The sequence below is a fragment of the Paenibacillus sp. 01L418 genome, assembly GCF_056400045.1.
On record NZ_JBFTSN010000135.1, the window covers coordinates 1 to 14,644 of the forward strand.

The 14,644-nt window shown below is 47.5% G+C and carries 10 protein-coding genes and 1 pseudogene; 1 reads left to right on the plus strand and 10 read right to left on the minus strand.

Annotated elements, in window-relative coordinates; genetic code table 11:
- Positions 1-159: 159 nt before the first annotated feature.
- From AC1DSE_RS17110 to AC1DSE_RS17150, 9 genes are all read right to left on the minus strand, one after another.
- Positions 160-1,110: a carbohydrate ABC transporter permease gene (locus AC1DSE_RS17110; RefSeq protein ID WP_339209718.1), complete on the minus strand. Its 951-nt coding sequence runs from the start codon at positions 1,108-1,110 to the stop codon at positions 160-162.
- Positions 1,111-1,126: 16 nt separating this feature from the next.
- Positions 1,127-2,035 carry a carbohydrate ABC transporter permease gene (locus AC1DSE_RS17115; RefSeq protein WP_339204233.1) on the minus strand — a complete coding sequence of 303 codons (909 nt, stop codon included), beginning with the start codon at positions 2,033-2,035 and terminating at the stop codon, positions 1,127-1,129.
- Positions 2,032-4,584: a DUF5696 domain-containing protein gene (locus tag AC1DSE_RS17120; protein WP_477508876.1), complete on the minus strand. Its 2,553-nt coding sequence runs from the start codon at positions 4,582-4,584 to the stop codon at positions 2,032-2,034. Before AC1DSE_RS17120 ends, AC1DSE_RS17115 begins: the two co-directional genes overlap by 4 nt.
- A 17-nt stretch (positions 4,585-4,601) precedes the next feature.
- Positions 4,602-5,228: a Yip1 family protein gene (locus AC1DSE_RS17125; RefSeq protein ID WP_339204235.1), complete on the minus strand. Its 627-nt coding sequence runs from the start codon at positions 5,226-5,228 to the stop codon at positions 4,602-4,604.
- Entirely contained in the window at positions 5,221-6,678 is a 1,458-nt protein-coding gene (locus tag AC1DSE_RS17130; RefSeq protein WP_477508877.1) for a hypothetical protein, read from the minus strand. Before AC1DSE_RS17130 ends, AC1DSE_RS17125 begins: the two co-directional genes overlap by 8 nt.
- Positions 6,679-6,694: 16 nt before the next feature.
- Positions 6,695-7,558 carry a carbohydrate ABC transporter permease gene (locus AC1DSE_RS17135; RefSeq protein ID WP_441880614.1) on the minus strand — a complete coding sequence of 288 codons (864 nt, stop codon included), beginning with the start codon at positions 7,556-7,558 and terminating at the stop codon, positions 6,695-6,697.
- A gap of 14 nt (positions 7,559-7,572) precedes the next feature.
- Positions 7,573-8,466, minus strand: coding sequence for a carbohydrate ABC transporter permease (locus AC1DSE_RS17140; RefSeq protein ID WP_477509117.1), 894 nt, complete (start codon positions 8,464-8,466; stop codon positions 7,573-7,575).
- An 83-nt stretch (positions 8,467-8,549) separates the two neighbouring features.
- Positions 8,550-11,444 (minus strand): extracellular solute-binding protein, encoded by a 2,895-nt coding sequence (locus tag AC1DSE_RS17145; protein ID WP_477508878.1) that lies wholly within the window; start codon positions 11,442-11,444, stop codon positions 8,550-8,552.
- Between the two features lie 95 nt (positions 11,445-11,539).
- Positions 11,540-12,922, minus strand: coding sequence for an ABC transporter substrate-binding protein (locus AC1DSE_RS17150; RefSeq protein WP_477508879.1), 1,383 nt, complete (start codon positions 12,920-12,922; stop codon positions 11,540-11,542).
- Positions 12,923-13,303: 381 nt separating this feature from the next.
- Between AC1DSE_RS17150 and AC1DSE_RS17155 the strand changes: the two genes are divergently transcribed.
- A complete protein-coding gene (locus AC1DSE_RS17155) occupies positions 13,304-14,065 on the plus strand; it encodes a response regulator transcription factor (protein WP_477508880.1) in 762 nt (253 codons plus the stop codon).
- Positions 14,066-14,227: 162 nt separating this feature from the next.
- On the opposite strand, the pseudogene AC1DSE_RS17160 reads toward AC1DSE_RS17155, so the two are convergent.
- Positions 14,228-14,644 (minus strand): annotated as a pseudogene (locus AC1DSE_RS17160) (ABC transporter ATP-binding protein); the annotation flags it as partial.

The window sequence follows — 14,644 nt, forward strand, 5'->3', positions numbered from 1 at the left end:
ATATTAGCTTGTTTCTTTTTTGACTCAATTCGTTTGCCCGCCTTTCAAACGTAATCTTGTTTTGCACACCAAACCTCTAAGCAGCAATAAGCGCCCTGCGGGCAGCTGACCGAAGTAGCTGGCCCCCCCCAAGGCGCTATACATGCGTCAGTACTTTTCTTAACCGACGATTCCAGTACGCTCGATACTTTCGACGAAGTATCTTTGAACGAACAAATAAAGAATAACGAGCGGCAGAATCGCAAGCAAAATACCGGTATCCTGCACCATGCTCATGAAGAACGGGTCTTTGTTGGTCGTTGCGCCGCCTTCTAGCAAAATTTGCAAGTTGTAAGGAAGGGACGACAACTGCGTGGACATCACTTTGCTCGACGTCAGATAGGTTGTCGTGAAGAAACTATCATTCCACTGCCACACAAAGGAGAAGAGCAATACGGTAACAATCGACGGAATCGCATTTGGCAGCATGATGCGAAGGAACGTCGAGCCAACGCCCGCCCCGTCGATGTATGCCGCTTCTTCCACCTCCTTCGGAATACCACGGAAAAACTGACGGAAGATGAAGATGTACAGCCCCGCCTTCAACGAATTCGCCGTAAGGGAAGTTAGAATAAACGGCCAGTAAGAATTAAGCAAATTCAAGGACTTTCCGCCGGTTAGCAGCGGGATCACGCCTAGAAGCGTAAAGTCCTTCAAGTTCATATAGATCGGAATTAGGATGGTCGTAGGCGGAACCAAGATGGTTAATATAACGCCAGCGAACAGCAGATTGCTTCCTTTGAACTTCAACCTGGCGAACGCATAACCTGCGAACGCGCAGGATGCGGCGGTCATGATCGTCGTCATGCTAGATAGCACAAATGTATTTGCCAGCGTTTCCCAATAATCCATAATGGAGATCGCTTGCTTGAAATTGTCGAGCGTAAAGTGCTCTGGAATAAACACGACGATCGGCGAATACAGGTCCGCCTTGTCTTTGATCGCCGTCGAAATTTTTTGAATAATGGGATACAAGATAACGAACGACAATCCGATAATCAGCACGAGCCGAACGATCGTCCACAGCCCTCGCTTCCAGCTTTCCAACGATAACAATCGGGCCAATATCAACGTTTTCACTCTCCTTCTATTCCTGGTAGAAGACCCGCTTGGATATGAAGTATGCACTAACTAATAGAATGATCATGATGACCAGGAAGTAGATCCACGCCATCGCCGAGCTAAGCCCGAAATTAAAGGTGGTAAAGCCGGTTTCTTTGATTAGCGTCGTCATGTTGTTCCTGGAGAAAGAGTCGATAATCGTATAAATGACGTTTACGAGTATGAGCGGACTGACCATCGGAAACGTGATTTTCCAGAATGCCTCATACCCCGTTGCCCCTTCGATTTTGGAGGCCTCATACAGCTGCGGCGAGATGGTCTGAATCCCAGCTAGGAAAATAAGAATTTGCACGCCGGATTGACTGACGATTTGATAAATCCTTTGGACAGCATCCATCAGGTACAAAACAATATCTTCATTGACTCCGGATCGCAACATGATGTTCGCCAACTCTATCGTACCGCTCGAAAATACGCCCCCGTTCGCATTTTGTTCATTGATCGCTTGCACCAGACTTGATGCCTCCAAAGTCGCAATGACGCCGGAAGCAAGTATAACTGGAAGGAAAAAGATCGATCTTGCCAGTGCTCTCCCGACGAACTTTTGATTCAGCAGCACAGCCAGAAACAAGCTGAAAATAACGATAAGCGGAACGTTTACGACCATATTAACGACCGATTCCGTCAATATTCGATTAAAGCTCGTATTGACCGTGAGCGCTTCAATATAGTTCGCGAATCCGATATACTTCATAGTCATTCCGTTCGCATTGGCCTTAATCGAGCTTAAGCTGTATTGCAGTGAAGTCAATAAAGGAATAAAAAAGAAAAATAGAAATCCAAGCAGCCAGGGCAGCACGTAGAGAAAGCCCCACAAAGCCTTCTGCTCGTTGTACGTTCTTGATCTGAATACCAGCTTCGTTATCGTTTTCAAGATTGCTCACCACCCGTCACATAGCCCTCGGCCTCTATCGTCATCCCGTTTACTGTTGCATTCGTCGCATTGTAGTTAACGATGACGTACGTCCCGCTTTCATAGACGGTTTTGAACAGGCCTTCGGCTAGCTTCTCGTGCGCTACGATACGCTCATTGTGAACTTTACCCAATACGCCGTTCACTTCAGCATATATGGATGCAGCCTGCTCCAGCCACTGCTCGTAATTGACGGCATATAGATTGCTGAATTCCGTATCCTTAACCTTATAATTCGGCGCGTGGATCCATTCGAAGTATACGCCGGAGCCATACTCGAGACATTTCAGAATGTATTGCCTTACGTTCGTGTAGCTGGTCAAATTAAATGGCGATCCCGTGTAATCGATACTTCCGCGAATCACCATTTGGAAAAATGGAATTTCTTGATCCTCAAGCTTATAGCGGCTATTCGTTAAAGGTGCGTTTGTAATATCTGATAAGTAAGGCAGTGCGTAAGCATTGCCGCCCTCGGCCAAAATATTCAAGTTTGCTTCACGAATTTTGTTCAACGCCTGAGTAGAAATATCTTCCGACTCTGTACGGTCGATTTGTTTGTTTTTGCGGAAATCGCTATTCAACTTGTCGCCCATATCACGAAGCGAAATCCCGTCCGTATCGAAACCTTCCATGTCCTTTAGAATAGCATCCACGTAAGTACCGACACGCCTCGGCGATACGACATAGGATGGGGACTTCGAGCGGTCTCGTCGCCCTAGCGCAAGGTCAAGAGGATAGAATGACGAAGGCACGCCACGCAGAGAACGCGACGCTTCCTCCTTCTCGTCGAATCCCTTCCCCGTATGCGCGGTTAGAATGGCTACGTCCGGATAGAGGTCTACGCCCTGCTCCTTCGCGAACATCGCCAAGCTGCGCAAGCCTTTTGCACCGCCAATCGCATTGTCTACCGACAGGTCATCGGGTACTTTATGATCGAGTCCGCCGTTGAACCAACCGGCATATCGAATCTTAATATTGGCGATGCCGAGCTTCTTCATTTCGCTAATCATTTCCTGCGTCTGCTTGAAAGTGGTAAGCGGCTCGAGCGTCATGTACGGGACGCCGACGAAATGCTTCTGTTTCGCAATGCTTCCCACGACCTGAACGTAGAACGGAAGCTCACTATCCCCGCTCCCCTTCTTCGGAGCCGGTAATCCGTCCTGGCGCTCCAAATATTGACGATAATACTCGGCCATGCCCTGATACGATGCTGACTCGCCCGTAAGGAAGGCATAACGCACCGTAAAATCACTTTTCATCGGTTGTTCCTGGAATTTCGGCAATGTTCGCTCCGATCCGTTCGCCTGGAGCGTAAGCTCCCCTTTGTTCGTAACGTTGAAGGTCGGATAAACATAATTGTAACTGTTCAATTTGCCGCTGATATCCGCATTGATCGTCGCAACAGGCGCGCCTTCTTCGATAATGCCAAGAAATGCGTTGCCGTCCCTGATCATGCCGAAAACCGGCAGCCTAACGGTTTGTTCGTTAACAGCGTTCTCGACCCTCTCCATTGCCTGGTCATTACCGTATACCGCCTGCTGGTACGCAGGGTACTTCGTCTTGCCGTTATTGAACGAGATGAGAGCGCCGGAGCCGTCCGGAACGAAGATCGAGCCTTTCTCCTTACTCCCCGCTGCGCCAAAGAAGCTTAGCATTGAGACGTTGCTGACCGGATACTCGCTAGGAGACTGAATTTCCTTTGATGGCACCCTAACAACAAGGCAGTCCGCATCGAGCTTATACTCGATGGAAGCGAGGAAAATTCTCGGTGCAGGCGAATCTTGCGAAAAATTCAGTTCAGCCATATCCTTCTCCAGATCCTCTTGCGTATAGCCGGCATCCTCGAATGCTTTGAACGCGCGATCAAGCTGAAGACCGTTCAGCGCTTGGTCATTCCGAGCATAGACCGCTTTATCCTCATTTTTTGTATAACCAATACGCAAAGCACGTTGACCTGCCTTATCCAGCTTGCCCGACAACTCATCAAAACGAGTCATACTTAACATGAGAGGCAGATCCATGGCAGATCTCTCGGCTTTACCGAATTTATAGGTTACTTTGACTCCGCTATCAATCGTTTCATATTTAACCTGTTCGTACAAGGCGCTGTCCAGGAACGTATTAATCGAATTGACCTGTCCGAAGCTGTTATAGTAATCTATTTTCAATTGCGAGGACAGCAAACCCTTATTCACCCCGGTTGCGACAGGATCAGCCTCCGCTTCGAGGGGATTGCTATGCCATACTTCGCCTCCGCTTTTGTTAAGCACGGCAATAGCGCCCGTCTCCTCGTTGATGAACAGCCTAAGCCGCTCATTCTCGGCGATTCCCTTCATATCGGCGAGACGCGCATCCGTGAACGAAGCGTTAAGCGCCTTTCCTTGCACGAATGCCGCCTCTAGCTGCTGCGCGTCTTCCGCTTGGTTTGCGGTACCCGAGCTGGAACAGCCGGCGACCAGCAGTCCGGTTGCGAGAAACGCGGACAAGATGGCATTTCTGGCCATACGCATCTAACGTTCCTCCTTTCCTAATTCCTCAAGGTGATTTCTTGATATAAGATCGTGATGAAGGTAATAATTTGTTGAATCAAGCTAAAAAACAATAAGCAGAGAAACGCCATGAACCCAATGGCAATCAGCGAGAGCATAATCGTTACGATTGTTTTGCTTGGTGTGAATTGATGAACGGTCATATTTCCAACGAACAGAAGATATACCGACCATAGAACGGCAAAGCTGTTGCAAAAATAATAAAACGTTGTCTCTTGCATGGAAATGACATTGCTTAGCCAAATCCACGGGAAGTTGACAATAACCAAAGGCAGTAGTGCGAAGCAGGTGGATGTGAAGATATCCACGAATTTACCTTCACCATCCATTAGAGTCGTAAGCGACCAATTCGCTACACACCAGAATAAGACCGGTACGAGAACATAAGTGATCTCCATTAAGCTGTTCATGTATTCAGGATTGTAGATGTTAACTAGAAACCCGCTGTACTGACTGCTTAGTACGTTAGTCAAGATAAGCATCAGCAGAATCCCGAACGACAAGATCAAGTTCAGCTTCTTGTTTTGTTCGTATTTCAGCTCCCAATAACCGTTAAAGGGATGCATGATAACATAAAATGGAAATGTAATGTACTCTTTATTCAAACGAAACGCCCCTCTTTCTAGCCTGCTTTTTCCGATAGATCCTTACGGTCAGGGTAACGGCGGCTAATCCGATGACAACCGTCATAACGGTGCTGAAGTTTGCTCTTAGCACTTCCTTGCGGTAAAGGAGAAACGCCTTGGAATAGTTGGGTTGATCAAGGCTTTGCTTGAAGTAACGCATCGCATCGTTGTAGTCGCCCTGCCTCAGAATCGCCTTGCCGATGCCGGAATAAGCGAAATCCAAATTCGTGTTCATATTAATAGTCTGCTCATAGAGCTGAAGCGCCTTGTCTTCCTCGCCCCGGTAATAGCTTCTGACGGCTTCATTCAACGTCCGGCCGTACTCCGTCGTCTGGAACAACGTCATTTCACCGAACGCCTTGTCCAGAACGAGGAAATCGTCCCCAACCCGTTCAATGGCAACCGGCGTGTTGAACTCGCCGATCCGATTGCCCATGCCTCCGAACACGTACATGAATTGCCCGTCTCCGTTATAAGTGAAAATCCGACCTCTCTTCGAATCAAGAACCGAGTAGATTTCACTGTCCGTAATATCGACGTCTATAAGTCTGGAAGGTCCAAGATCGCTCGTAAAGTTTATATCACCCTGCGGTTTGTAAAAACCGGTTCTTCGCAAAATATCATTGCCTTGGGCGTTCAGCTTACGAATGGTGTCACCCGAATCACCGCTGGTCGCGTAAATGAAGCCTTCGTCATTAATGTCCATATTGGTAAACTCCGTTGGCGTGAACATCACCATTTGGCTGCGCTGCGCCTTCGTCGATAGCCGCTTCCAGAACAGCTCCACTGGATCTACCCAGACACGGTTCGCGCCGATGTAAGAAGTGAACGCACCCTCCGCGCTAAATTCCATCAGCCCGTCGAACACACCTATCGCCATGACATAGATGCGCTGCGCTTTATCCATGACGACCCGCACCGGTTGAAAATTGAAGTTGACCGGCAGCAGATCGGATTCAGGCTTCTCTACGATTTGCGCCAAACGGCCTTTCTCATCCAAATGAACGACCCGTTTGTTTCCTGTATCGGCGATCAGCACATGCTTCTGCTCGGTTACGAAGATACCTTGAGGATTCAGAAATGTATCGGTTACTCCGGCGTTATCGAAGGTGTCGATGATGGTCTTCTGATGATAATTGATGTCCAAAACGACAATCCGATTATTGCCGGAATCGAGTACATATATTTCATTGTCCGCCGTCACGTACAGATCACTTGGATCTTTAAACGCACCTACACCAAGCGAAGTGCCGGTCATTAGAGTCGTCGCTTCATAAGCGGAAGGAGATACGACAGTCTCTCCCCAGACGGAATAGTTGTAAGAATCGCCACTCGCAGCAGAAGCAAGCGTTCCTCCCGTGCTTATGCCAATTAAGCAGCATATGGCCGCAAGGAGATAAGCTCTTCGTTTGTTTTTACTCTTCAACATCGTGCAAGTCTCCCTTCTACTCTTTCATCCCGGAAGTCGCCATCGTCTGAATGACGCTGCTCTGGGAGATAACAAAGAGCGTGATCGGAACAACCATCAAGATGAGCGCGACGGCCGCTCCGACGCCCGCGCGCGCGATTCCACCTAGCGTAATCTGTCCCAGTGCGTAATGAAGCGTCTTCAGGTTCTCACTGTAGATGAAGCTGCCTCCGTCTGTTCCCCATAGCATAGGAAACTGCAAAATCATAAGCGTGAGCCACGCTGGCTTCACGTTCGGCATCACAATGCTCCAATAGATCCGGTACTCGCTCGCTCCATCAATCTTGGCGGCTTCCAGCAAAGCCGTCGGAAGCTGCTCCATGAATTGCTTCATTAGAAATAGGCCTAATGGAAAAGCGAGCGATGGAACGATAATTGATGCATGTGTATTGATCCAACCGAGCCAAGACATTACCATATAGTTTGGAATCGCTGTGACATGACCCGAGAACATCAGCGACAGAACGACGATCGAGAAGAGCGTCTTCGAACCGAGGAACTGATATTTAGCCAGCGGATACGCCGCAGCGGAAGCCAGCAAAATATGTCCTACCGTCCCGATGAGAGTGATAAGCACTGTATTGGCAATGTAACGCGATAACGGTACCCATGAATTGCCCATCAAGGCAATCAGGTCATAGAAGTTATCCAATGTTGGATTATTCACAAAGAATCGCGGTGGGAATATAAATAATTCGTCCAGCGGCTTGAAGGCGTTGTTCACTGCATAAAGCAGAGGCAGCACCATAAAAGCTCCGAACACGGCGAGAAACGCGAACAAGATGAAGCTAACCGTAAACGAACGGTTCAGACGCTTCGTTGTCCGAAATACGGTCATCATTTTAACGACCAACGTTACTCACCTACCTTTCTGAGCAGTTTTTGCGTCAATTTGTTAGTCCCGATCATAATACCGAACAAAACGGTCGCAATCGCCGAGGCATAACCCATCTCGAATCGAATCGTGCCGTAATCCATCAGGTGGGTTACAATCGTGTGCGCCGCATAGTTGACGCTCGGGAAACCCGCGAGCGCGATCGTAATATCGGCCACCGCGAGAGATCCCGTAATTTGCAAAACGGCGCCGAACAGCAACTGCGGCCTCATCGAAGGCAGCGTAATGAACCATAGCTCCTGCCAGCGGTTTTTTATTCCGTCCACGACACCCGCTTCTATCAGCGTCCGATCAATCGTTTGCAGTCCTGCTATAAAGGCAAGGAAGCTTGTGCCTAAGCTGAGCCATAGCTGCACGATCATGACAATCATAAGAATGTATTTTTCATTAGTCAGCCATTGGATCGGCTCCAGAATAAATCCGAATTTAATCAGGAATCCGTTCAAATAACCATAGCGGTCGCCCGAAAATACAATCAGCCAGATAAAAAACACGTTTCCAGAAATCGCCGGCGCATAGAAGATCAAAGTCATAACCGCCCGTATCTTAGGCGACAGCTCGTTAATAACCCACGCAAAGAAAAAGCAGGCGATATAGCTGACCGGACCGGTAATGATTGCGAAGATGAATGTGTTCTTCAATGCAATCATGAAGATGTCGTCATTCAGAAATAATCTAGAGTAGTTCTGCCATCCGACAAACCGCGGAAATTCGAGCATGTTGAAGTAAAAAAAGCTAAGTATGAGTGAGAATACGACCGGAATGACCGTAAAGGTAAAGAAAATAAGCATGTATGGGCTCATCAGAAGGTAATAATGCTTATTTTTTTTCAGTTCCGTCCATACATGGGACATCTTCGATTTTTTCTTCGGATGGATAAGATTAGATACGGCTTGACTGGTTGTTTCGGCTTGCAATGAACTCCACCCCCAAACAATTACGGTAAATTAAATTCTTTCCGCTTAATCTCGATTTCATCGTTAATGTAGAGCACATAATCGTTAAGCGCTTCCCTAGAATTCTCGTTCGCGTTGACGACTCTGCGGAAGGCGTTGTCCAGATGCCGGCCGGTGAAATAACCGCCCGGCACTTGAGGTATGCCTTCAACCCACTCCCACTGACTGGACAGATTGTTGTAATCCTTGATTGGCCAAGGCAATTCTGCAAGTGCTTCTACGTTAGCAGTTGGATAACGTGCAGCTTCGCCCATTAAACCTTCCATCTCTCTACCGTAAGCAATTTGCGTATCCTTGCTGGTCCACCATTTCATAAATTCCCAGGACGCTTCCTTATTATCGGCATTCTCCATCATCATAACGCCAGTCGTATGACTGGCTACCGCATGATTAACGGTTCCGTTATCTTGCTCCGTACCAGGAACGAGTGTGAACTCCCACAGCCCTTTAATCTCAGGCGCGAGCACCGTCAGCATGTTATATGTTGTATAGTCCGCAATGCCGATTGGCATCTCGCCCGTACGGAATCGGTTCGGGAAGTCTGCCAATACCGGGAATTTGTAGTTCGTATAAAATTGCGTCCACTTCTTAAACATTTCCATAGATAAATCCGTATCAAGCGCACTCTTCTTATCGTCATCACGATAGAATTCGCCGCCATTCTGATAAAGCAGCATAGAGAAGGTCGCATTCGGTACGAGACTTGCGTTCGTAGCCTCGATTGGCAGCCAGAACTCCATGTTGTGCTTCTGGAGGACGGAAATCATGTTGTAAATATCCTGCCATGTCTTTGGCGGCGCAAGCCCTAGCTCCTCAAGAATATCCTTCCGATAGAACAGCATCGGGAACGACTGCTGCTCAGGCAGTGCATAAACGCCTTGATCGTACTTGTAAGGCGTAAGTCCACTGTCATGGAAACGCGAGGCTACATCATCGAAATCACTAAACTGGGTCAAGTCTGTCGCAGCATCCCGCATCGCATAGTTCACGGGAATGTCCTCACCGATTTGCATGGCAACGTCAGGTCCCTCGTCTGCCAGTGTTGCCGGAAGCAAGATGTTCCCCGGTACAAGCCTTAAATCTATCGCGATATTCGACTCCGGCGTGAAGGAATCGTCGATTAAGCTCTTAAGCACCTGTGCTTGATCCCGCCCCGTTGTAATCCACACCGTTATTTTACGGTCCTGCTCTCCTCCCGTATTGCCGATGCTGTCATAGTCCTCGGTGTAAGAAGCAAAGTACGCACCAAGCTCATGCTTCATCTCTTGAAAAAAAGTCGCTCCCGCTCTCGGAAGCTTCTTGTCTGGAGAGGACACAATGAGATAGTCCAGCTTAATCGGTTGCTCGCGAACCGTGAGAATCCACGTGCCTAATCCCCCGACATTCGTTTTAAATGCGGTTAAGCGATTGCCAACCGTTTCCGGATTTTTGATCATTTCCTTTAATTGACCAACCATGGTATGAAGAACGGCTACTTTGTCGCTCCGCTCTCCTGTCGATTTCTCTAAATAATCGGCTACGTTCTGTATGATTACGGCTTGCTCTTCGAATGTCTTAACCATGTCCGGTATCCGCTTCCCTAATTGGTAATCACGGAACGGATCGGGCGTATTTGACGTTATCATCAATATTTTCCGATACATCTCATTAAGCTGCAGCACGCTGGATTCAATCGTTCGAATGAGCGGGGCGATATCGCCGAGTGAAACTTCCATTCGAATGCGATGCGTTCCCTTGGACAAATGGAACAAATACGGCTCTTCTTCATCGCCCAGTACGTTCATCTCCCAATCCATGTTGAAATTAAAGCGTAAGCGCTTCATTTCCAGGAAAGGAGTCTCTCCGTCGATCGTGAGGCTTCGAGTGGCGTATATGCCGCGCAGTGTATCCTGCTTTTGCTTTAACGCGATCTGATATAAGCCGTCTTCTGGGGCCTCAAACTCCCACTCGATCCACTGTCCAGGAAGCTTCCAGTTCGTTCCGCCGATCGTATTGATTCGAAGCTTCGACACATTGTAAGGGATGACCGTCGGACTCGATCGGTCCGCCAGCGGATATAACGTAGGAGATGATTTGGCGACCGCGTCCTCCGCTTGTATTTCAAGGTATTGATCCGATACTGCCTTGATTCCTTTGGTCTCATACTCTTTCTTCATATCCTCATACGAATACAAAACTGGTTCCTGATACAGCTCAATATAATCAATCGCCATCGGTTCCCTTAAGGCCGTCAAGGAAAACGATTGCTGCCCGCTCTCAAAGTAAAAGGAGTAAGGCTCGTCATAATATCCATTTCGATCCGTGAAAATTCCGATTTGCCATGCCGGTTTTTCTACCTGCCTTGGCCTGATTTCATTGCCGCGATCGTCACGCTCGATTTCGTCCTGTCGATTTCCCCAAACTCGATCGAATAATAATATATCCGCTCCCTTAAAAGGGACTTTTTCGTTAATGGCAAACTGCCTTTCGATCGCAGAGCTTTTTCCCTCGATCGGCAAATAATGAATCCTTATGTTGTACAGACCCGCTTGTTTTACCAGTACATCCCACACAATGGAGCCGTTATCCGGAGTGACAACCGCCTTGCCGGACAGTCCTTCTAAATCGTCCGCTATGTCGAACCCTTCTCCAGTCGTTCCCGAGAACTTCTCGCCCTCTATTCGGATGACTTCTTCCGGCCGCCCAGCATTTATGTGGCTAGTCAAATACGCATCATAACTGTCTTCTCCTGCTGATGCCGTAACAGCGTCGAAATCTCCCATGGCCATTACGCGTCTGCTATCCTTCGAATCTGAAGGGTAGAAAGCCCATATAGAAGTTGCCACTATAGTGAGAACGAGTATAATTGCGATGTAGTTCTTCTTTCTGAAGTTCAACTTTTCTCCCTCCTGCAGTAAGAAGTTAAATTCAACAACAGTCCCCATTAGAAATATTTCTAAAATGGGGACTGTCTCTCACACGTTATTACATGTTAAGAACCATACACCGCATCAATCGCCGCTTGGAATACCGGTTTATACTTCTCGACAACTGTAGATACCGATACCCCGCTGTTGATCTCTCCGACAAAGTCCCAGAACTTCAAAGCATCGCCGTACGTACCATGGTCGAATACGATCATGCCAGATCCTACTTGCTTAGCGTTGTTAATGTCATCCTCGTTCGCAAAATTGCTTTCAAGGGACGCTTGACCCGGATAGTCATATTCGGAGTCGATATCGTTGATTTTTTCCCAAATGTAAAGCAGCTGCTCTGGATGCTCCACTGCCTTTGGAATTGTTAGTGCTTGGTATGCGCCTTCGCCGGAATGATATTCCGTTGCGCTTGGTCCTTTAGGGAACGGTACGAAGCCGATATCCGCATCCGGCATATCCGTTTTGAAGCCATTCAGTTCATAAATGGCACCGGCATACATGAGCGTATTTCCTTGACGGAAAAATTGCCCAGGCTCGGTCCAATCTCCACCCTCAGTCGGTCTGTACACTTGTTCGGTTGCGAGTTTCGACAAGAAATTCAATGTTTCCTGCGTTGCTGGATCATCCAGGTTTTGCTTGTCGCCTTTCGTCAGGTGAGCGCCGTTCGAATACATTGCATGCTCGACAACTTGAGAATTTGCAAGCCCCCAAGTATCCAGCTTGCCGTCGTTGTTTGTATCTTTATTGGCTTCTTTCGCTGCTTGAACGAATGTATCCCAATTCCAGTTGTCTTCTTTTACATAATCTTGAAGCGCCTTGATGCCAAGCTGATTCAAGAGCGTCCGATTGTAGAAAATGCCTTGAATCAGGTTGCCCTGGTCTTCTGTGAACGCATAGCCTTTGCCCTCATAAGTAAAGAATTCGCTTGTAGCCTTTTGATTGAACACTTTCGTGTTTTTCGTATACTCGTCGACCGGCCATAGCAAATCTTGCTTGACTAATGTCGGAATCGTATAGTTTCTTCCCAAACGGACGATATCGCCAAGCGGTTCTCCAGCAAGCAAGGATGCTGTTACTTTTTGTTGATATTCGCCGAAGTCGACCGCTACGTATTCCATTTTGAAGTTATGCTTCTTCATCAGTTCATCGAGGTTTTTCTTGCGTTGTATGTTATCCGGATTGTCTTCTTGAATCGCCATATCCCACCAGGAAACGACTTTGATCGTTCTTCCACCCATGTCGAAGTCCATCTCGGGCGAGCTGTATAACTCTTCTTCTCCGTCGCCCTCAGGAACGGTAGTCTCCGTGCCCGCATTGCCCGAGCCATTGTTCGAGCCGCCGTTTGTTCCGTTGTTCTTGCTGTTGCCCGAACCGCTGCTGCATGCAGAAAGAACGAGAACGAGCGCGCATAACAAAACCATTAATTTACGAATCTTCATTGCGAATCCCCCTTAACATATTGAACTACATCGAAAGTGTAGCGCTTTCATAAGGCAAGCAACAACCTGTTGAATATCAGGTTTATTACCTGTCATATTCTAGATTGGAAATCATTTACTTTCGCCAAAAGCCGGTTTTTTTTCAACAAGTAAAAACCTGTGGGCAATGCAAAGAAAAGCACGTTGTATCCACTGCCCCCAATTTACATAATTAAAGCGTAGACTTATCTCCCGTCAGGGAAACCCCTAAGTACAAGTATAAGAATGTAAAGCATCTGTTGATTTACTGTGCTTATATTTCACAGCGAAACGTTAGCTTTTACAGCCAAAGACGGCGGTAGACGTTTACGCTCAAGCAAATGCAATTGGGAGGTAACCATCGTGTATAAAGTGCTGCTTGTCGACTATGACTCCACATCGTCGATGGAGATGTTGCAACATATGCCAGAGTGGAATGGAATTGGATTTGAATTGGACGCTTATGCGAACAGCTCTGCGGACGCTATCGAATTTCTCGATCGAAACTATTTTTCGCTCATCCTGGTCGGCATGAACGGCTCTCACCATGACGCCTTGTTTCTTTGTGATTACATTCGCCGGAAGAGCCGCGTACCGCTCGTCTTGATAGGCGGAAGCAACGACTTCCAGCTTGCCAGAAAGGCTCTCTATTACCAAGTAAATGATTATTTGCCAGATCCTGTTTCTTCTGTCGAGTTGACTTCATGTCTTATGACCGTCAAAGGCGAGCTTGATTGTGTAAACGATAAAAATAAAGCGCTATCATGGACGCCTGTGGAAAATGATGCCCAGCTTCAGCCTAATATCATCGAGAGGGTCAAGGAATATGTCGATGAATCGCTGCATCAAAATATTACCTTGAAGCAAATTTCCAACAGTCTGCATTTCAATTGCTCGTATTTAGGTCAAAAATTCAAGTATCAGGAAAATATGACCTTCAATGAATATTTGCTGCAGCAGCGCATGGAGAAAGCAAAGCTGCTGCTTGAGAATACGGACATGAAGGTGTACGAAATCGCGAATGAGATCGGATATTCGGAGATGGATTGGTTCTATAAGAAGTTCAAAGCGTATACCGGTGTAAGTGCTAACGAATATCGTAAGATGTTTTCCATTATCGCGTAACCGCTTACATTTTTTTTGCATAGCAGTATCGACTGACATTTCTAGCAAAAAAACCTCATCCTCGCCTAATAGCGGGAAATGAGGTTTTTGCTTTTGTATAGGAGGTTTCCCAATCACGTCATAATCTTTAAGATTGCTGCTACGTTAACTTTTCGTGCGTTCCTAACGCGGATAGAGGACAATGCGGCCATCCTCCATTTCTACCCGCACCTTGTTGATTTCTTTGAATCCTTCCGTGTCTAGGAAACCGGAAGGAATTTGCAGGCGACCCGCTTTATCCAGCACCGCATATTCCGTGTGGCTCTCCGCCTCCAACATAGCGCTTTCGGCATCCAACATGGCCAGCTCATCAGCGTACGAGACTTTGCGGATCATCTCTGCCGACGTTTTGCCATCCCGAATCTGGACGACCCGATCCACCTTGCGAGCCAGTTCCGGATCATGCGTTACAATTACGATCGTAATTCCGATCGATCGATTAAGAGCTCGGAACAAATCGAGTACTTGATTCGATGTGTTCGTATCAAGGGATCCTGTTGGCTCATCGGCGAGCAGCAGCTTCGGATCGTTGGCAAGCGC